Raw genomic sequence first — 18,760 nt, 5'->3', positions numbered from 1 at the left:
ATCAACAAATCCGTATATCTTTTACTAAATTTGATCCACTCTTATCATTTAAGGCCTTTAGGATCTCATCCTTTTGGAAAGCTATTTCATTGCGCCAGGTTGCGCTGCTGGTACTGACGTAGAGTGTGTTTCCCTTTACGCCAACTGCCTTGCTGTGACTTGCGATGGCCGCTCCAACAACGTCATCCCACAGGAGTATAATACTGTGGAGCTGGACCGCCTCACTCAGACCATACTCCTTAAGCATGCCAGTAATGGCCTCTCCTAAACTGGTCATGGGCTACTCCATAGAGTCATTGGTTAATTCCCACCCTTACTTAATCCGGCGGCATTGTAGATATGATGATTTATTTGAGAGTAAGAGGCGACTATCCCATCTGGGACATTTAGCGCGGAGTTTAAGACTAGAATAGCTCCTGGACCTATCAGACCCCATACTCGTGGCATATTTCATAACTATCAATTACCATGATCCAAATATTTCATATAATTAAATCGTATATTATCTGTCCTGCACAATTGATCTAATATATACCAACTAGTCGTTTAACCTTATAGGCATGATGAGCATCGTAAGTTCCTCATTCTCCTGCTGTTCATCAGGATAAATAATGGCTGCTGTAACTGGTGTTCTGAACTCCATATGGATTTTCTGGCTGTCTATATGCGATATTAAGTCTCGAACATAGTTGGAATTATATCCTATCACAAGTGGCTCTCCCTCGTACTCACAGGCTAGGGCTTCCTTAGCCTCCGACATCGTCTCTACGTCCTCAGTCGTTATCTCCATCCCCTCCTGGCTTAGTCTGAGCGCTATCTGATGGGTTGTCTTGTTAGAAAAAATGCTCACGCGGCGGATTGCAGAAAGTAACTCATCGCGGTCAACCTTGAGATGCTTGTCATTATCCTTTGGGAATACACTCTCGTAATCAGGGAACCTTTCATCAATAATTCTAGAGAATAATACTGTTTCTTTGTTGCTCATAAATATATGGTTTTCACTTATATTTAAAGTAACATCTTCATTATCAACAAGATATGTGCTAAGTATATGCAGAAACTTTATAGGAATTATACTATCGCCTCGGTATCCATCATTTTTATAATCTGATCGAACATGTTTTACTAGACGATGGCCATCTGTGGCTACTGCCTTAAATGTATCCTCGTGAAACTGAAATAATACTCCCATTAGCGAGGGCTTAAGCTCATCCCTGCTGGCGGCAAACGTTGTTTTTTCTATAATTCTTTTTAAGCTGTTGCCAGATAGCCGCACTTCTTGAACGGTTGCTATTTCAGGCAGCGATGGAAATTCCTCTATCGGTTTACCCATAATAGAGTATTTACCGAGGGATGTTTTCATAACCAATTTTCTGTTTTCATCAACCTCTACTTCTAGGTCCCCTGCTTGTACCTCACTAACTATTTCAAGAATCGTTCTTTGTTGCACAGCTACGCTTCCAACCTCGCTAACCGTCGTTGGTATATAAATTACCTGTGATATTTCAAGATCTGTAGCTCTCAGGCTGAGCCTATCCTCCTCGGTGCTTAGCACTACAGAGCTTAGTATAGGTAAGGTTGATCTGGTAGGCGTTACTTTCCCTAGTTGCTGAAGTGCTGTTTGTAAAGAATGTTGATCTGAGACGAACTTCATAGTTTTGTTTTATCCGTTGTTACCTCTTTACTATGGACTGTATAACCATTACCGTATTCATTATGCCTAATATTACTCTTTCCTATCCTTTCCTTCAAGAAAATTGTCTCTAATGCTAAGTTTGTCTACCGACGAGGAAGATCGTCTTAACATATCAAATTTAAATATAAACTATATAAATTTGTTTTTTTAATATTATAGGTTGTTTATAATGTGGATAAGAAGTACAGTATTTTATAATATAAGAACAGAAAATGCATTATAGATATTGAGGAAACAATGTGAATAACATATTCACTTTTGTTACTTAGGATGGTTATTACACGAGCAACAGGTTCAAACTTTATAAAGTTCTTAATATTAACCTTTTATCACATATAATGCTTCATTAAATGTTGATATTTAATCTATCTTCCTAATAAATATATCTTTGCGTATCCTATCTAGCCAAGTATTGATATATCTTATTTGTTTATCTCTTAGAGCAAAGGCCTCGATCTGTGGATAATATTCCTCAAGGGTTGGTATACCCCCTTCTTTAACATTGATAACGTTAAGGATGTGGAAACCATCTTTGGTTTGGAAGGGGGGTGTAATATCACCAGCAACAGTACCGTAGATTGCGTTTTTGTACGATTCATTGGGCAGTTTACTATATTCTAACCAGCCAATGTATCCTAAATCGCTGTGAGGATTATCGTTATTGGAAATCTCTTTGACAAGTGAGTCAAATAAGGTTGGCTGATCAGCCAGGAGGTAATAATAATTTCGTATCCGCTCTAATGCTTTATCTCTATCAGCAGACGTGGGTTCAACTTTAACCAAAAGGTGGCTGACATTTATCCTTTCCCCTTGTTTTTCAAGGAGTTGTATTATATGATACCCAAATACGGTTTCAACAATATCACTTATTTGACCCTCTTCCAGGCTGAAGGCTGCTTCTTCAAATCTAGGTACTAACTCACCGCGCCGCACTAAGCCAAGATTGCCCCCTTGATTTTTAGATACTTCATCATCGGAAAATCTACGTGCAAGGTCGGAGAAAGAAGCGCCGTGATTAAGGCTGTCTTTAAGGTTCAGTATGGTCTTATATGCCTGTTCTTTGGCCTCCTCACCCGAGAGGATCGGCAGTATAATTTGTGACAGTTCATATTTTGTGTCTACGGGAGGCAGGCTATCCTTATATGTGTAATAGAACTCTTGTACCTCATCCCTGGATGTTTTCACAGACGTGATCTTCTCAAATTGATAGCGCTCAGCGATTATCTGTTTCCGGATATCATACCAGTGCTCCTCCCTGAAATCTCTAATGCTTTGACCCATGACCTCTTCAAAGCGGCCCTCTGATCCTAACTGGGCCATTATAGACTCAACCTGTTGATCCAGGGCTTGATCAACATCCTCATCCGGAATTATATCCATGCTATCTATCTTGGCTTTTGCTAACAGAATATTCTGCATAATCAAGGATTCCAGGGCTTGATCGTGGTAATTCTTGAGCAAGTCCGGCCTGGTATTGATGTCGACGCGGTCTCTCAATGCGTTCATCATGACGAGCTGGTATACGTCGCTTTTAAGAATAATATTGTCCCCCACAATAGCAGCGATCCCGTCTACTGGCTGCTGGGCGACAAGACTAACAGGTAATGCCAGTACTATAAGCAGATTCTTAATCGTGATATACCTCAACGTCGAGCATTTCCCGCAAGCTGTCTATTATTGTTAATCTTTCCAGGGGCAGTCGCATCTGAAATAGTTTCTCGTAGATATGCTTTCTAACAAAGATAAACGGGATTGTATCTCCCTGATCGAAAAATCGTTCAACGAGGATTATGTGGTAGCCAAAATCTGAGGTTATTGGGCCATAAAACTGAGTGACACGGGCTTGGAAAACCGCCTCGTCCAAGGAAGGTATAATCTGGTTTTGATAGATTAATTGATGGTCAAAATTGTATTGACCGAGGACCGAGTCGCGTGTTGCGACGGAGCTGCCCAGAAGGTCAAGCGCTTCTAGGGCAGCATCACGCCGCCTAAAACAAATGTGGGTGACTAGAGCAGCATTAAAAGGGAATTGGAATTCCTCTATGTGATTCGCATAATAGGCCCGGACTTCTTCCGGATCGATCTGAATCTGGTTGAGCAGAAGAGAGTCCAGGAGCAGGCCGGCAAGTAGCCGTTGCTCGTGTTTTTGCAGCTGCTTTGTGACGGCCCTCTGATTGATAAGCTTCGACCCTTCAGCGTGCTGCAGAAGAACTTGATCATCAATCCAGTGTTCGGCTGCCTCGCCTAGGGAAAGATAGTTGGCGCGAGTTCCTTCATCCAGGTCGCTGAGCCTGATGGTGCTTTTTTCTACTCGTGCAAGAGGCGGATCGGCTTCTTGTCCACTACGGGAGCAGCTAAGCGACATGCTGATTGTAGCAGGGATGAGGACAATCATAATGATGCTTGTGAATGAAGGCATTCCTGGCGGTCTTGTTATCATTGTTTAGCCGGGATTCTTGCTTTGGATAAAATTTAGCAGCTATTATCCTGATCTAAGGTTACTTAATATAGATACCAGGGTGGTGTAAGCATCATTTTCACCCAGTGGAAATGTGAGCCGCAGATCACCACCCTTGAGATTTTGAAAACGATAGCTTAGCTCAAATGGTTCCATGGTGGCCTGAATTTTTTGTAAAAGCTGTGTCGGATTTTCGGGACCGGTGAAATCGATCAGGATCTGGCTGGCGGTTGTCAACCGCACGGCTCTTACGCCGATTATTGCTGATAGTATGCCCAGCCGGGCTGTTAGCAGCAGATCTTCCACTTCCTTTGGACAGGCGCCAAAGCGATCTGTTATCTCTAGACGAAAGCTCTCGAGATCTTCAAGGCTGTCTATGATTGACAGCCTGCGATAGAGGTTAAGGCGCAGGTGGGGGTCGGGTACGTAACTATCGGGAATACTGGCGCGTTGAGAAATTCTAACGGAAACCTCTTCCCGTCTTAGCCGTGGTGAGGACAGGTCATCCGGGATTAAGTCACGTTCTCGTGCAATGCCTTGAATTATGCGGGTGTAAAGGCCTAACCCGACCGCCGCTACGTGGCCGCTTTGTTCCAGGCCGAAGAGGTTGCCTGTGCCGCGTATTTCCAGGTCCTTTAAAGCTATGGCATAGCCGGAACCCAGGGCCGTATACCGTTCAATGGTCTTCAGGCGTTTCAGGGCTTCACGGGTTAGTCTGGGGCGTCGTGGTATGAGCAGGTAAGCGTAGGCCTGTCGGTTTGAACGCCCCACACGACCACGTATCTGGTAAAGCTGTGATAGTCCGAACCGATGGGCATTGTTGATGATCACCGTATTCACATTGGGCAGGTCGATTCCGGATTCGATGATACTGGTGCAAACCAGCAGCTGAAAGCGACCTTCCGAGAATGCCAGCATTGTCGTTTCCAACTCCTTTGAGCCCATCTGCCCATGAGCGACACCAATCGTAACTCCTGCTAGCAGTTCATCCAGGTCCCGGGCTACCCGGTCAATACTTTTTACTTCGCTGTGTACGAAGTAAACCTGTCCCCCCCTTTGGATTTCCTTCGTGACAGCCCGTCTGATAAGGTCCTGGCTGTAGTAATTAATAGTGGTGATAACAGGGATTCGCTCCAGGGGCGGCGTGTCCAGATGAGAGATGTCACGAATGCCGGCGAGTGAAAATTGAAGCGTACGAGGTATGGGTGTAGCAGATAGATTGAGGACATCCACGTTGGTCTTCAGCTCTTTTATGCGCTCCTTCTGCTTAACACCGAAGCGGTGTTCCTCATCTATTATGAGCAGCCCCAGGCGTTTGAAAGCTATATCTTGTGAGAGAATCCGATGGGTACCGATGACTATATCGACGGTTCCGGCGGAGATTCCTTTAAGTATGTGGCGTTGATTTGCCGGTGTTATGAAACGTGATAGCATCTGGACGTTCACGGCGAATGGTTCCAGCCGGGCACGAAAGGTGATAAAGTGTTGATCTGCGAGGATCGTTGTGGGTGCCAGCAGGGCAACTTGCTGACCGCCACGAATGGCCTTAAAGGCGGCTCTCAGCGCCAGTTCAGTCTTGCCAAAGCCCACATCGCCGCACAGCAGGCGGTCCATAGGGCGGGGATACTCCATGTCGCGCTTGATCTCATCCGTAGAACGTACCTGGTCGGGTGTGTCTTCGAAAGGAAAGGTCTCTTCAAATTCAAGTTGAAACTCGTCATCCTCGGGATGAGAAATGCCGGTAGCCAATGCGCGCCGGGCATAGAGCTCCGCCAGCTGATCAATCACTTCTTCGGCTGAGCGGCGCGTTTGGCGTTTTATCCGCTCCCAGCGGCGCGAGTGCAGCGAGTCAAGCTGCGGTGGGCGACCCTCTGTAAAAGTGTAGGGGAACACCAGAGAAATCTTATCGGTAGACACATAAACGCGGTCACCGCCGTGATATTCGATGGTCAGGCACTCTTGGGTGGTGCCACCCACTGATAGGTGGGTGAGCCCCTGGTACTGTCCAATGCCGTAATTCACGTGGACGATCGGGTCGCCCGGTTCCAGGGTGTCAATGTGTTGCTTCACAGTGATCAGTGAAGCCACCGCCTTACGTGCTGGCCGCCAGGTGCTTGCCGGTCGATGCCATAGTTCGGTGGGCGTCACCACCATCAAACCCAGGGGTGCCGAGTGGAAGCCGGAAGGGTAGCTGCCGGAGGCATGCTGTAAGGGAATTTCCGGTAATATCGTCGCGGCACGGCTAAACTGCGCCTGGTGATCGCTGACGAACAAGATTTGCGAGCCGGGGTTTGATCTCTGTAAGAATTCCCAACGTGCCAGCAGCAGCTCGGCAGTTGTTCCCTGTTCAGGGAAGATTTCTACCGAAAGGTCAATGGTTCTCTCAGGCTTACCTGCCCGGTGAGTGCTGAGGGACCAGAGTTCTTCATCTTCCTGGGCGGCCAGGATCCACCCCTTGGGGAAGTGGTCGAAAACGGGGACCCTTTCGGTCTCATTCTGAACGAGAGAGAGTATAGCCACCGCGGCCCGCTTCTGGGTACTTACTTGGGAGTGGATGTCAAACTCGCGGATTTCCTCCAGGCTTTCCCCGAAGAAGTCCATTCTGACTGGGGCATCTTGGTTCACTGGATAGCAGTCAATGATGCTGCCCCGGAGAGCGAAGGTTCCGGGCTCAGTGACCAACGGTGTAACGTCGTATCCGTTTGCCTCCAGCCACCGTCGCAGATCTGAGTAGGACGTGGCTCCCGGCTGTATCTTAATGGTAGTCCCCTGGATGGTACTTTTTGAAGGGAGTCCTTCAGTCAGAATATCTTGGGTCAGCAGAAAGTATGGGGGCGGTTCATCACCGCCTAAACCTGCAAGAGCATTCAGACGGAAGCCTTCGAAAGGCGATAAAAATCCCAGGGGTACGTCTTCGGTGTCTCCAGTACCCGGGTAGAACGCAAGGGACTCCCCATTTGTTAGTCCCAGCATAATATCGCGTACTGCCAGGGCGTCTTCTATTAATTCAAAAGCTGCCAAAATGGGCAGCCCGTAGGATGACGACAGGTGGGCCAGCACCAGGGGCAGGGCTGGTAAGGGAAGGCCATTCACCCGTACTTCGGGGGCTACGAAAAGCTCTTTTAGAGCTGCGGATGATACTTCAAGGAGACGCGCGGGTATTGTCATGGCGCTGTTTCACGTGAAACATGCCGCCGTTTGAGGTGAATGGAAAGCAGAGCGATGTCCGGAGGATTGACCCCCGATATGCGCGAAGCCTGACCGAGAGTCTGGGGCCTGACCCGGCAGAGCTTCTCCCGCGACTCACGCCGCATGGCAGTTAGGCTCATAAAATCAAAGTCAGGATCTATCGGAGTGCCGTCCAGACGGCCCATAGCTGCGGCCAGGACCCGCTGCCGCTCGATGTAGCCGGCATACTTGACATCGGTTTCGGCCGTAAAGAGATCTATCGCCGGCAGATCGTGCAGAGCGGCGGGTAAATAGTCCACAATTTGTTCCAGGCACACCTCCGGTCGTCTCAAAATGGCCTCCAGCACTAATCGCTTGGTACCGTTATTCCCGTTTTGGGACGATCCATTACCAGCACTGTCGTATTCCACGTGCTGCTTTCTGCAAACCCCTTTGAAGGTCTCGATATTTTTTAGACGCGATTTGAGGCGCTCTTCATCCGCGGCAGTTAATAAGCCATAGTTAATACCGTATTGCGAGAGCCGGATATCCGCGTTATCCGGACGCAACAGCAACCGGTACTCAGCCCGGGATGTGAACATCCGGTACGGTTCGTCCGTATCCTTGGTGATTAAGTCATCTATCAGGACGCCGATATATGATTCGTCCCGGCCTAAAATGAGTGGGTCCTGGCCCATTATACTGGCAGCCGCATTAATGCCGGCCACGATCCCCTGGCCGGCAGCTTCCTCATAACCGGAGGTGCCGTTGACCTGGCCTGCTAGATATAGTCCCTCTACATCCTTGGTCTCGAGGGTAGCCTTGAGCTGCCGGGGCGCGAAGAAATCGTATTCTATGGCATAGCCGGGCCGGATGAAGACGGCCTTTTCCAATCCCGGCACCCAGTGCAGGGCATTCAGCTGCACCTCTTCGGGCAGACTGGTAGCGAAGCCGTTCACGTAGATCTGGTGGGAATCAGCCCACTCGGGTTCGAGAAACAGCTGGTGCTTCTCACGTTGAGCGAATCGCACCACCTTGTCTTCGATACTGGGGCAATACCGCGGGCCAATGCCTTTGATTTCGCCCGCATAGAGTGGTGAGCGGTGCAGGTTGGCCCGGATAACCTCGTGGACCTCAGGCACGGTATGTGTAATGTGACAGGCTTCGTTGGGGGGCTCAAATGGCAGGGGCGTACGATAGGAGAAGGGTGTGGGATGCGTATCGCCGCAGGTGGTGCTGGTTTTGGCCCAGTCAATGGAAGCGCGGTGGATTCGGGGGCAGGTGCCCGTCTTAAGCCGTCCGGCCCTGAAGCCTAGAGGCGTGAGGCATTCCGTAATGCCCTCTGAGCGGCGCTCTCCCATCCGCCCGGCGTGAAACTTGCGGTCACCAATGTGGATCAGCCCATTAAGAAAGGTACCACAGTTAAGAATAGCGGTCCGGGTGCGGATGGTAGCTTCCTGGTTGAGGATTACTCCCACGAGGCAATTATTCTCAACGACTACCCCGGTAACCTCGCCCTTTAGGACGGTGAGATTCTGCTGTGCTGACAGAACCGTTTGCATCCGTCGGGTATAGGCCCGTTTATCAATCTGGGCCCGCGGACTCCAGACGGCGCGGCCCTTGCTGGTATTTAAGGTCTTATATTGCAGGCCGGTCTGGTCGGCGACCAGCCCCATCTCTCCGCCCAGGGCATCAATTTCCCGGGCTAAATGCCCCTTTGCCAGCCCGCCTATGGCCGGATTGCACGACATCCGGGCAATGGCCTGCGGTTCGAGCGTAACCAGCAGGGTACGGCAGCCCATCCGGGCCGCGGCCAGCGACGCCTCGATGCCGGCATGCCCGCCCCCGGCAACAACGACATCCCATTCCTGATTGTTTATTGCAATCATGTCATTTCCCCACGCAGAACTCGCTGAATATCCTCTGGATCACCTCTTCACTGGTGGTCTCCCCGATGATCTCGGCCATGCTGTTTACCGCCAGCCTGATTTCGCCGCTGATTATGTCAATAGACTGGCCCTCGTCAGTTTGCGCCTTCACCGATTCCATGTGCTCGATGGCGGTTTCCAGGGCGCTCAGTTGACGTTCGGAAGTGACAATTGCGCTTTCGCTCTGCGGGACGTAGCTGTGCAGGATCTCTTTGAGGCCCTGGAGCAGTTCGTCGAGCCCGTCCTGGCGCAGCACCGAAGTGCGAATGACGTTCTCCTTGCTATCTGGAGGTGGTTCGTCAACCTTTGACTTTATATGTAGCACCACTTTCTGGCTTATATCAGCCTCAACCTCGGCTGTGTAGGGATCATCCGGATCCAGCAGGAGGACGATATCCGCCGCTGCGAGTTCCTTTTGACTTCGCTGCACGCTAAGCTGCTCGATGGTATCGGCGCTGTCGCGCAGGCCGGCGGTGTCCACCAGGCACACGGGAAAGCCATTGATGTCGATCCAGGCTTCCAGGCTGTCCCGGGTGGTTCCGGGCAAATCGGTGACAATGGCCCGTTCGTGTCCGATGAGGGCATTAAACAGGCTGGACTTACCTGAATTGGGGGAACCGGCCAGGATCACCCGTACTCCGTCCCGGATGATCCGCCCGTAGGGAGCTGTCGCTTTGAGGTGGTGAAGCTGCTCCAGCGCCTGATCAATGACCCCGGCGATTTCCTGGTGTGAGGTAACGTCGATCTCCTCTTCCGAGAAGTCCAGCTCGTGCTCTAGTAACGTCAGCAGGTTCAACAGGCTTTCCCGTACGGCGGCAATTTCCTGGGAAAGCCGCCCGCTCAGGTTGTTGCTGGCAGCGACCTGGCCCCGATAGCTCAGGCTTGAAACCAGCTGGTTCAAGGCCTCCGCCTCCGCCAGGTCCATCTTGCCGTTGAGGAAGGCCCTCAGACTGAACTCGCCCGGCTCAGCCGGCCGGGCACCAAGGCCGATTATGGCCTGGATGATCCTGCCGGGAGTGATATAGCCGCCGTGGGTGCTGATTTCAACTACGTCCTCACCGGTGAAGGAAGCTGGTGCTTTAAAATAGGTTACCAGGGCCTTATCGAGAAGCTGCTTATTATGAGGGGTTAGCAGTTCCACCAGGAAGGCGTGTCTGGGGTGGTCGGTCAAGGGAGCGCTGCACAGCTGCTGGATCAGTGTCAGGGCCTGGGGGCCGCTGATGCGCGCCACGGCCACCCCGCCCCGGCCGGGAGGGGTGGCCAGGGCAATGATCGTGTCGGTGCGGTATCCGACGCGTTCACTCACTTGTAGAGTAACGGAGCGGTTTTCCTGGTGCAATAGCGGCATAGCTATTAAATGTACAGCTAAAGCCAGGGACTGTTAAATAAGTTAAGAAGCCCGGGGCTTTTTAGTCTTGGCGGGGGGCTTATTAGCTTTGGCAGGCGTTTTCATTTCCTGACCCATTTTCAGGTGCCGGCGGATGGTGCGCTGCTGAAAAATGGCCAGGATGTTGGAGAAGGCATAGTATAAGTTGAGCCCGCTGGGGAACTGGTTGAAGATCAGGAAGAACATGCCGGTCATGATGTACATCATGGGCTTTTGCTGGGGATTGGCGCCGGCCCCACTGATTTTTTGCTGGATAAACATGGTGATCCCCATGATGAGGGCCAGGATAGTCACGCCGCTACCATAAAGGGGGATCGCGAAGGGCAGTGTAAAGACCACATCCGGGGCTGACAGATCAGTAACCCAGAGGACGAAGGGCTGGCCCCGCAGCTCGATAGTGGTGCGGAAGACAATGAATAGGGCCCAAAGAAGCGGCAGCTGGATCAGGATCGGCAGGCATCCCCCGAAGGGATTGACCCCCTCGGCCTTCCAGAGTGCCATCATCTCCTGGTTCAACTTCTGAGGGTTGCCCTTGTATTTTTCCTGGAGGACCTTCACCTTCGGCTGGACCAGCTGCATCTTCTGGGTGGAAAGGGCGCTTTTCTTGGTCAGGGGATTGGTCAGCACGCGGATGATGATCGCGAATAGGATTAGAACTAGACCGTAATTAGGGATGTAATCGTGGGAAAAGACCAGCGTATAGAGAACCAGCTTGCTGATGGGCCGGATCACGGAGAATCCCAGGTTCATGATCCGCTCTAAGTCTACTTCCAGGTCCTTGATTATGAAGTAGGAAAGGGGCCCCAGGTATAGGGTTAGGTTCGCTGATTGGCGCGCTTCGTAGCCGATGCCCATATAAAAGCGGGTCATGGTGCCACTCTCGTTGCCGGCTGTATAGGGCACCGGGACGGCTGAATAGGCGCCATAGAGACCGGGCTGTTTTTGGTCGGCTATATAGGAGGCTGCAAAGTACTTGTTTCTCAGGGCCACCCACTGGGTACTACCATTGAGGCTCTGGCGCTTCACCGGCCCTTTGCGTACAGCGCCCTGGTCGGCTAGCTCGCCGCCCTGATATACGTAAACCTTACCGTAAGCCTCATCTTCTTTGAGGACCTTTTCGGCTGGATGCAGGCCGTTGGGCCAGCCGATTTCAAAGGTATTAATGCCCAGCTCCAACTCCGGATGCTCCCAGCGAACCTCAATTCGGATTGTATAGCTGTCAGCCTGGAATGTGATCCGCTTGCTGACCCTGGCCCCGGACGGGTAAGTGTAGCGATACGCCAGGGTGAGGGATCCGTTAGCCAGATAGGTGGTATCCTTACCGGGTGATTCCAGCACTTCGTAGTTATCTACTAGGTAGGTGGTATCGCCATTCAGATTGATGTAGGAGAGGCGTAGATTAACATCATCCGGGGTTTCGTTGATGAGCTGGACATTGCCGGTTCCCCGTCCGTGCCGGTATTTTTGGAGCTCGAAGGATTTCAGGCTGCCGCCGCCTGTTGAAGAAACGGTGGCTTGGTACAGGTCGGTTTCGATAGTGACGATCTCTTCCGGCCAGCGCTGGGGCGCCGGTTGGGCCCGCACCGGGACGCTGGGAACCTCGGCCGGCTCGATTGCGCTCGGCACCGCAGCCGGTGGTCCGGGCTGCAGGGTATCCGCTGTAGGTAACGCTTCTTCCTGGACCGGCGGGCCGCCTTCAGGCTTGGGAGCGATCAACCGCAGGTAGCGCGGTGTGAAAATCAGCACCAGGGCGATAAGCAGAAAGGCCAGTATAGCGCGCTGGGTGTTGGACATAGCTAGGCCGGATCGTAGCTGTTATGGCTGGTGAAGGGATGGCAGCGAAGGATCCGCTTCCCGGCCCGGTAGAGTCCCGACGCAACCCCGTACTTGCTGATGGCGTCAATAGCATATTGGGAGCAGCTGGGTGTGTAGCGGCACGATGGCGGGAACAACAGCGAAAAAGTGTTCTGGTAAACCCGAATAAGGAGGGTCAGGAGGTTAATCAGTGCCTGTCTGGTTGCCTGCTTGCTCATTGGCTATGATGTACTGGAAGAAAGCTACGATATCGTGGTAGGTAATCCACCCCTTTTGCGCTGAAGCTGAGATAACCACATCCATTGGTGGCAGCTGGTTGTAGAGCTCCCGGAATGCGGCGCGTGCCCGGCGCTTGAATTGGTTCCGTCGGGCGTTGTTGCCATATTTGCTGGAGATTGCGCATCCTAATCGGGGGCAGGTTGCGGGCGTGATCCACGCATTAATACCCCACTGTGATATTTTCCTGCCATAAGCGAAAACGCGGTCGAACTCCTCCTTTCGGGTAAGCCGCCGCGCCCGAGTCAGTCTCTGGTTCAATAGGGATCAGGCGGAAAGGACTTTGCGCCCCTTGCTACGGCGACGCGCAAGAATGGCCCGGCCGGACTTGCTACTCTTGCGAGCCCGGTAGCCATGCTTGTTCTTCCGCTTACGGTTGCTGAATTGTTTCCGTACTTTCATATCCCGATAGCTTTTTAAAAAGCCACCGAATTTAGGCCAGCCCTATGTTAAAACAAAGGGGCTATTTGCAGTCGACTGGTGGTAATTAACATTGGTCACTGAGATCGGGTAACGCGGGCGGTCACTCCGGCCAGCGCGACGTCACCACGGTCTTGATACCGCCCCGGGGGTTGAATTCCCCGATTACTTCTATCTGCCGCGGCTTAGCGGCCTTCTTGATATCGTCTAGAATACGGTTGGCGGCCTCCTCGTGAAATATGCCCAGATTGCGGTAGTTCAGGATATAGTATTTGAGAGATTTCAGCTCCACTAAATGCTTGTCGGGCACGTAATTGATGGTGATGGTGGCAAAGTCGGGCAGTCCTGTCCGGGGACAGACGCAGGTGAATTCGGGGATGGAAATATTTACGGTGTAGTCGCGGTCCTCGTATTTATTGGGGACAACCTCGAGTTCGTGCCAGGTCTCTTCGGTCATCACATGCTCCTTTCACTGCCGTTGTCTATATTTTATTGTACCGTGATGCGCCTGGCCGTAGTGCCCCGGCCGTCGGTCAGACGCACTAGGTAAATTCCCGACGGCACCCGCCGACCCTTGGCATCGACCACTGGCCAGACTGCCGTGCCGGGCCCTGGCGCCTTGGAGGGACGGACGTACAGGTTGACCACGTGCTGGCCCAATAGATTGTAGACGTCCAGCTTGACCGCCGACCGGTAGGGTTTCGTCCACTCAATGACGATATAGGGCTTCGTCCCGACCTGAAAAGGATTGGGGTATGCCTTCTCTATTTGGAGGGCATAGTATTCCGCCGGCTTCCCGGCATGGTAGTTCAGTGCTGCCAGCAGGTCCGGTATACCCCAGCCGTAGTCGTTATCCGGCCGGTCTTCCCGGCTGGAGGTGGCCATGAGGGCGGTTCTGGCATCTGCCGGCCGCCAGGTAGGGTGCGCCTGAAACAGCAGCGCCGCGCTGCCCGCCACCAGCGGTGTTGCCAGCGACGTGCCACTTTTATGGGTGTACGCTGCCGGTCCGCTTGGAGAGGCGCAAGACACGCTTACTCCCTGAGCCACCACCTCCGGCTTGATGCGCCCGTCGTAGGTCGGGCCGTGGCTTGAAAATGACGTCAGCTGGCCCTTGGAGTCTACCGCACCGACAGCGATGATGCTATCAGCATCGGCAGGGGCGATGATATAGCCGCCCCAGCCCGGCGGATCGGAACTGTTCCTCTGGTTACCGGCGGCGGTTACCACCAGCATGCCTAAGCGCGTGGCCCAGAGCACAGCTCTGGTCGTAATGGCCGTTTGTCCATCAAGATCTTCGTACTCGTACCAGTACAAGTACCCCAGAGAGCTGGAGACGATATCCGCGCCCAGAGCCTCGCCCCATTCCAGTCCCGCCACGTAGTTGTCTTCTTCTCCCTGAAACTCGCCCGGGATTGATTCGGTCTTGGCCAGCAGGAAGCTGCATTCATAGGCCGGTCCGATCAGGTAGCCCGGGCTGTTACCGCCCAACGCCGTATAGGTATAGGTGCCGTGGCTGTGCTGGCCAACGCTGTCCTCAGCGATAGTCTCATTCTGTGTTTCCCGATCATTCTCCAGAAAGTCGTACTCGTCCAGGATTCTATCGGGCTGTATGGCCTCGTGCTCTTTGTAGAACCCGGTGTCAAGCATGAGCACGATGATGTTTTTCCCGGAGTAACCCCGGTCGTGAAGGGCCGGAACGTTCATCAGGGCCAATTGGTTATAGCTTGGGCCGTAATCGAGCTGATTTGATTGGCTCATTGCCGGCGGTCCAGGAATTGAAGGACCGGCTGTGGCGGGCAGCGGCGGTCGAACCAGCTGCCGCACGGGCTCAATTTGAGTTACAAAGGAAAACTGGGCCACCGATTCCAGCTGCTCGGGCGTTGCCCGTACGCTCACGGCGTTCAGCCAGCGGCTCTCGCGCCGGATAACCGCCCCCGTTGCTTGCACCTGGCGTATGAATTCCGGATCGACCCGCCGGTCCAGCTCCCGGCCTTCCTCCAGGGACACCACTCCCCGCCGCTCACGTCGCTCTAAAGCCTTATTAGTGACCGGGACCTCTGCCGCCCCTCGGGCCAGGGATTGGGCCTTACACGTGAAGAATATCCAGGCGTGAACGTTTCCCTTATCGCGCTTGCCTGACTCGTAGGTTGTGGGATGGATCTTATCGACGGGTGAAGCGGCGGCGAAGGCGGTCGCCATTAACAACGCCATGGCCCATGGAAGGGTCCGGTATTCTTTACTGGAAAGGGGCTTCCTGATCTGTAGCCTCAAATCCGGTCTCTTATCAGAAGGGCCTATCATAGGTTCGGCAATTCTCCCCCGGAAAATACACACTTCAATGACACTGGAAACAGGCTTATTAAGTTTCCCAACCCATCAACCTGCTGGCTAAAATAGTATTGCATCTCGTGCGGCCTGGTGGCACCTTATAGCCGGTCGTCCGCTCAGTACGGCTGCGAATTGCCTTCGTATTGAGCAATCACCTGGCTGTGAGTATTATTTATTCTTCGTAGCAATTGGCGCTTATGCAGCTCATGGGACACTTGCTCATCATTCTCGGTCGGATTGTTAGCCTCGCCATTTCAATCCTGGAAGTGCTCATCATCGTCCAGGTGGTGTTGTCGTGGTTGGGTGTTCGCCTGCCGCTGAATCAGCTCACCCGCCTGTTCTACGCCCTTACCGATGCCGTTTACCGGCCCGTCCGGGCGGTCATCCCCACTCTGTTCGGCGGCTTGGACATTTCCCCCCTGATCGCCCTGGCGGGGCTGTATGCCATCGATCGCTGGCTGGTAAGTGCCATCATCCGGATGGGCTATCGACTGGCAGGGTGAATACAGGTCTCCAAACCTGGATCTGGACACCTCTTTTTTGTGAGGGAGTTGCCGCCGCCCATCGGAAGTCAGGTCCGGGCATTTATATCGTGGATTATAACCCGCAGGAGCCGCGCCAGATGCTGCTTGCCTTCCGCCAATTGCGGGCTGAACGGGGCCTGGTGCCGGTCACTGTTTTCGATGTCGCCCGCTTCCCCGACGATCGCCCCTGGGCCTACGTTGCCGATGGGCTCAATAAGTCCGGGGTCAATCCCCTGCGCGGGCTGGGGGCCTTGCTGCGGGAGCCGTTCGTCGATTTGAGTCGACTCTATTTGGTGCCGCAGGGCCAGTCAGGTGTGGAGGCTGTTGCCCTGGGAGCGCGCTATCCCGGCACCGATCTGGATTCCCCTGCCCACAGCAGGCGCTTACCCGTATGCAGCTACCTCCACGATGCCGCCATCCTGGCCCACGTCGAGGGGCTGCTGGTCACCGGCGTCCTGGTTGCGGAAACCCACCTTCGAAGCTTTGATTTCCAGCAGGTACGATAGGCTAGGGCGGGATTTTCCTACATTAAGTCCACCAGCCGAACGCTCAGCGGTTGGGTGGTATAGCCGCCTCCTGCCCTGAGCCCTTCATCCCTAAGCCTCGGGATAGCTCCGCCGAATGGGAGGCCGAGGGATCGGCTACAAGCTATTATTAGGCGGTATACGTACTCATTCAGGCTTTGACGCCTTGATCATTTCTATGGCCTCCACAGCTGCTTGGCGCATAGTCGAATCAGGATCGGCCTGGGAGAGTTGTTCCAGTGGGCTCAGTGCTTTTTCATCGCCAATAGTCTGCAGTGCTTTCACTGCCAGCCAACGGACCGCCTGTTCTGAGGCAAGCTTTGCCAGCAAGGCATCCACAACTCTCTCGCCGCGATATAGACTGAGGGCCATGATCGCACTTAGCTGGATATTATTGTCAGGGATATCTAGGTACTCAATGAGAGGCTCGATAGCCCTGGGATCTCTCAATTGACCGAGGGCGTAAATCGCATTTCTCGCGACGCAGAAATAGGGGATTGGCAACACTGGTCCCACTGCTTTGTAGTCACTCCCGAGGAGGTATTCCGTGTAGATTTCATAGTCTAACAACTGGAAGGTCATCCCCTGGACACAAGCCCTGTCACTCACCGCCTCAATCAGGGCGTCAAGAGCCGTGGTATCCTTTATCCGTGCGAGGGCGTAGGCTGCATAACTTCGAATTATGACTGACTCGGCCTTCAAGGCTTTTATGAGCGGTTCCACGGCGCGGCGGTCTTGCAGCTCGCCCAGAGTCCACGCCGCTAGGTAACGCGATACCTCGGAGCCCTCCTCCAGGCATCGGATTAGGGGCTCGACGGCTCTCTTTTCCACTGCCTTTGCGAGAACCCGTGCTTCGGCTACGTTCAACTCCAGTGGCGTTTCCTCGAGTGCCGAAATAATCAACTCAGTGTTAAGATTCTTTATGCGAAGTAAGGCACCCGCCGCAGCCAACCCGAGATCCTCTTGTAGACCGGCGATGAGCTCCCGCTCCCCCAACTCCGTAATAGAGACTTCCTTCGTTAGGGCGTGCACCTCCGGTGCTTCTTGGGGAATCTCGCCTATCCCGCCTTCTGTCACCACGAGCCGAAAGTTCCGCCACAAGTAAACTGTCCTCTTCTCGTCCCCGCTCTCGGGGCCGTGCCCGACCATAGGATCATCGTACTGTATTTCGATCACCTTCAACTGCTCCGCGCTGATCGAGACTTCGGTGCTGCCTGCATGCAAGGGCTCAGCAACTGGAGGATGCCAATTGCCGCTGGCAAAATCGAAAGCTCCCATTGTCTTTGCCGACAATTCGCTAGATCTTGTAGTGATCTCGAAACGATAACTTCCGGACGGGACTTTCAGTACCATCTTGCTTTCCTCGTGAAGTGGCTCCGTGTCTTCTATCCTTCCCAATGAGATGCGATAACCCTTGGGAGAGTGTAGTGAGACGAACCAGTCCACCTTCCAGTTTTCTGGAGCCATTCGATCCTCGGGTATCCGGACTACTATGTGTCCCGCAGGTTCTGCGCTTCCGGCAGGCAGTAGGGAGATGTACTTCAGCTCTTCATTAGCGGAGGCTCCCCATACACTAAGATAAGATACCAATACAATGGGAAAAAGAATCTGCACCTTCTTGTTTACTTGTATTCTCCTTATGCTTTTCTAGGGTAGCGGCTAAAAGCGGTTTGGTAAGCTACTACCATAGATATATAATCATGCTCGCTGTAGTAACAGTCAGGATTTATACGCTGGTGCGGTTTATTCAGGCGATATCTCACTAACATGAAATCCCCAGGATAGTCAAGATGATGAGGCTTTTGTGTGCAGTTACCGCCGTAAAACAGTCCCGTGTCACCTAATGAGTATTTCACGGTACTCTTCCAGCATATCAAGCCAGGTACCTTCAACCGTGGCGTTTTTATAAGGTAAGCCATAGTATCGCGACCTGTAAAGCGGATTGTGCCTGCCTTGTCGTCGGGCTAGGCGCGTCCCGTCTCGGATGTCCCTCCCCACTTTTCTAGAAATCCCTTAGCCAGATCCCGGGCCTTAGGGCTCCGGCAGGTTACCTGCTGTCTTACAAAGGCAAGTATCTCCGCTTGGTCCGGTGACTGGTCAAAGTACTCCTCGAAGGACTCGATTATGTAGGGCTTGATCAGGTCCTGACGCCCCTGGTCGAAGTGCGTCTGCTCAATGTCCAGCAGCCGCCCGGTTATCTTGGACTGCAATTCGGGCTTGGCCCGGGCGATCTTCC

General features: G+C 52.9%; 18 protein-coding genes. 3 read left to right on the top strand and 15 right to left on the bottom strand.

All coding sequences use genetic code 11. The features are described 5' to 3' along the window. Position 1: 1 nt before the first annotated feature. The 3 genes from ACETWG_08285 to ACETWG_08275 all read right to left on the bottom strand — a co-directional run bounded on the left by ACETWG_08285 (position 2) and on the right by ACETWG_08275 (position 3,115). Entirely contained in the window at positions 2-277 is a 276-nt protein-coding gene (locus ACETWG_08285) for a DUF721 domain-containing protein (protein ID MFB0516588.1), read from the bottom strand. Between the two features lie 261 nt (positions 278-538). Beyond that, entirely contained in the window at positions 539-1,654 is a 1,116-nt protein-coding gene (dnaN, locus tag ACETWG_08280) for a DNA polymerase III subunit beta (GenBank protein MFB0516587.1), read from the bottom strand. A gap of 402 nt (positions 1,655-2,056) precedes the next feature. Next, on the bottom strand, positions 2,057-3,115 hold the full coding sequence (locus ACETWG_08275) for a peptidylprolyl isomerase (GenBank protein ID MFB0516586.1): 1,059 nt from the start codon (positions 3,113-3,115) through the stop codon (positions 2,057-2,059). An 18-nt stretch (positions 3,116-3,133) separates the two neighbouring features. Here ACETWG_08275 and ACETWG_08270 point away from each other — a divergent pair, with 18 nt between their 5' ends. After that, positions 3,134-3,301, top strand: coding sequence for a hypothetical protein (locus ACETWG_08270; GenBank protein ID MFB0516585.1), 168 nt, complete (start codon positions 3,134-3,136; stop codon positions 3,299-3,301). 22 nt (positions 3,302-3,323) lie between these two features. On the opposite strand, the gene ACETWG_08265 is transcribed toward ACETWG_08270, so the two are convergent. The 10 genes from ACETWG_08265 to ACETWG_08220 form a co-directional block, all read right to left on the bottom strand. Then, on the bottom strand, positions 3,324-4,091 hold the full coding sequence (locus tag ACETWG_08265; protein ID MFB0516584.1) for a peptidyl-prolyl cis-trans isomerase: 768 nt from the start codon (positions 4,089-4,091) through the stop codon (positions 3,324-3,326). Between the two features lie 87 nt (positions 4,092-4,178). Beyond that, positions 4,179-7,322, bottom strand: coding sequence for a transcription-repair coupling factor (gene mfd, locus ACETWG_08260; protein ID MFB0516583.1), 3,144 nt, complete (start codon positions 7,320-7,322; stop codon positions 4,179-4,181). Then, complete coding sequence (mnmG, locus tag ACETWG_08255; protein MFB0516582.1) at positions 7,319-9,211, bottom strand: tRNA uridine-5-carboxymethylaminomethyl(34) synthesis enzyme MnmG; 1,893 nt, start codon at positions 9,209-9,211, stop codon at positions 7,319-7,321. Before mnmG ends, mfd begins: the two co-directional genes overlap by 4 nt. A gap of 1 nt (position 9,212) precedes the next feature. Beyond that, positions 9,213-10,556, bottom strand: coding sequence for a tRNA uridine-5-carboxymethylaminomethyl(34) synthesis GTPase MnmE (gene mnmE, locus ACETWG_08250; protein ID MFB0516581.1), 1,344 nt, complete (start codon positions 10,554-10,556; stop codon positions 9,213-9,215). 84 nt (positions 10,557-10,640) lie between these two features. After that, a complete protein-coding gene (gene yidC / locus ACETWG_08245; protein ID MFB0516580.1) occupies positions 10,641-12,431 on the bottom strand; it encodes a membrane protein insertase YidC in 1,791 nt (596 codons plus the stop codon). A 2-nt stretch (positions 12,432-12,433) separates the two neighbouring features. Beyond that, positions 12,434-12,670, bottom strand: coding sequence for a membrane protein insertion efficiency factor YidD (yidD, locus tag ACETWG_08240; GenBank protein MFB0516579.1), 237 nt, complete (start codon positions 12,668-12,670; stop codon positions 12,434-12,436). Further along, the gene (rnpA, locus tag ACETWG_08235) at positions 12,636-12,989 is read right to left on the bottom strand and encodes a ribonuclease P protein component (protein MFB0516578.1); all 354 of its coding nucleotides are present in this window, start codon (positions 12,987-12,989) and stop codon (positions 12,636-12,638) included. Before rnpA ends, yidD begins: the two co-directional genes overlap by 35 nt. A gap of 6 nt (positions 12,990-12,995) precedes the next feature. Further along, complete coding sequence (rpmH, locus tag ACETWG_08230; protein MFB0516577.1) at positions 12,996-13,130, bottom strand: 50S ribosomal protein L34; 135 nt, start codon at positions 13,128-13,130, stop codon at positions 12,996-12,998. Between the two features lie 121 nt (positions 13,131-13,251). After that, positions 13,252-13,605: a preQ(1) synthase gene (gene queF / locus ACETWG_08225; GenBank protein MFB0516576.1), complete on the bottom strand. Its 354-nt coding sequence runs from the start codon at positions 13,603-13,605 to the stop codon at positions 13,252-13,254. 32 nt (positions 13,606-13,637) lie between these two features. Next, on the bottom strand, positions 13,638-15,347 hold the full coding sequence (locus ACETWG_08220) for a S8 family serine peptidase (GenBank protein ID MFB0516575.1): 1,710 nt from the start codon (positions 15,345-15,347) through the stop codon (positions 13,638-13,640). A 335-nt stretch (positions 15,348-15,682) separates the two neighbouring features. Here ACETWG_08220 and ACETWG_08215 point away from each other — a divergent pair, with 335 nt between their 5' ends. Both ACETWG_08215 and ACETWG_08210 read left to right on the top strand, forming a co-directional pair. Continuing rightward, a complete protein-coding gene (locus ACETWG_08215) occupies positions 15,683-15,979 on the top strand; it encodes a YggT family protein (protein MFB0516574.1) in 297 nt (98 codons plus the stop codon). A gap of 119 nt (positions 15,980-16,098) precedes the next feature. Then, positions 16,099-16,506, top strand: a complete 408-nt coding sequence (locus ACETWG_08210; protein MFB0516573.1) for a hypothetical protein — start codon at positions 16,099-16,101, stop codon at positions 16,504-16,506. Positions 16,507-16,671: 165 nt separating this feature from the next. On the opposite strand, the gene ACETWG_08205 is transcribed toward ACETWG_08210, so the two are convergent. Together ACETWG_08205 and ACETWG_08200 are read right to left on the bottom strand one after the other, a co-directional pair. Next, entirely contained in the window at positions 16,672-17,877 is a 1,206-nt protein-coding gene (locus ACETWG_08205) for a HEAT repeat domain-containing protein (GenBank protein ID MFB0516572.1), read from the bottom strand. 611 nt (positions 17,878-18,488) lie between these two features. Then, the coding region (locus tag ACETWG_08200) for a hypothetical protein (GenBank protein MFB0516571.1) at positions 18,489-18,760 on the bottom strand (272 nt) is incomplete at its 5' end.

Source organism: Candidatus Neomarinimicrobiota bacterium (assembly GCA_041862535.1).
Lineage (GTDB): Bacteria > Fidelibacterota > Marinisomatia > SCGC-AAA003-L08 > TS1B11.
The sequence above is the reverse complement of the archived record's forward strand: the minus strand, read 5'-3'. Positions and strand labels throughout refer to the sequence as shown.

Coding starts and splice junctions, on each gene's coding strand:
- queF (MFB0516576.1), bottom strand. CDS start 13,605: ATGACCGAAGAGACCTGGCACGAACTCGAGGTTGTCCCCAATAAATAC.
- yidD (MFB0516579.1), bottom strand. CDS start 12,670: ATGAGCAAGCAGGCAACCAGACAGGCACTGATTAACCTCCTGACCCTC.
- ACETWG_08265 (MFB0516584.1), bottom strand. CDS start 4,091: ATGATTGTCCTCATCCCTGCTACAATCAGCATGTCGCTTAGCTGCTCC.
- mfd (MFB0516583.1), bottom strand. CDS start 7,322: ATGACAATACCCGCGCGTCTCCTTGAAGTATCATCCGCAGCTCTAAAA.
- rpmH (MFB0516577.1), bottom strand. CDS start 13,130: ATGAAAGTACGGAAACAATTCAGCAACCGTAAGCGGAAGAACAAGCAT.
- dnaN (MFB0516587.1), bottom strand. CDS start 1,654: ATGAAGTTCGTCTCAGATCAACATTCTTTACAAACAGCACTTCAGCAA.
- ACETWG_08210 (MFB0516573.1), top strand. CDS start 16,099: ATGCTGCTTGCCTTCCGCCAATTGCGGGCTGAACGGGGCCTGGTGCCG.
- yidC (MFB0516580.1), bottom strand. CDS start 12,431: ATGTCCAACACCCAGCGCGCTATACTGGCCTTTCTGCTTATCGCCCTG.
- mnmG (MFB0516582.1), bottom strand. CDS start 9,211: ATGATTGCAATAAACAATCAGGAATGGGATGTCGTTGTTGCCGGGGGC.
- ACETWG_08285 (MFB0516588.1), bottom strand. CDS start 277: ATGACCAGTTTAGGAGAGGCCATTACTGGCATGCTTAAGGAGTATGGT.
- ACETWG_08205 (MFB0516572.1), bottom strand. CDS start 17,877: ATGGTACTGAAAGTCCCGTCCGGAAGTTATCGTTTCGAGATCACTACA.
- ACETWG_08220 (MFB0516575.1), bottom strand. CDS start 15,347: ATGGCGACCGCCTTCGCCGCCGCTTCACCCGTCGATAAGATCCATCCC.
- ACETWG_08215 (MFB0516574.1), top strand. CDS start 15,683: ATGGGACACTTGCTCATCATTCTCGGTCGGATTGTTAGCCTCGCCATT.
- ACETWG_08275 (MFB0516586.1), bottom strand. CDS start 3,115: ATGCAGAATATTCTGTTAGCAAAAGCCAAGATAGATAGCATGGATATA.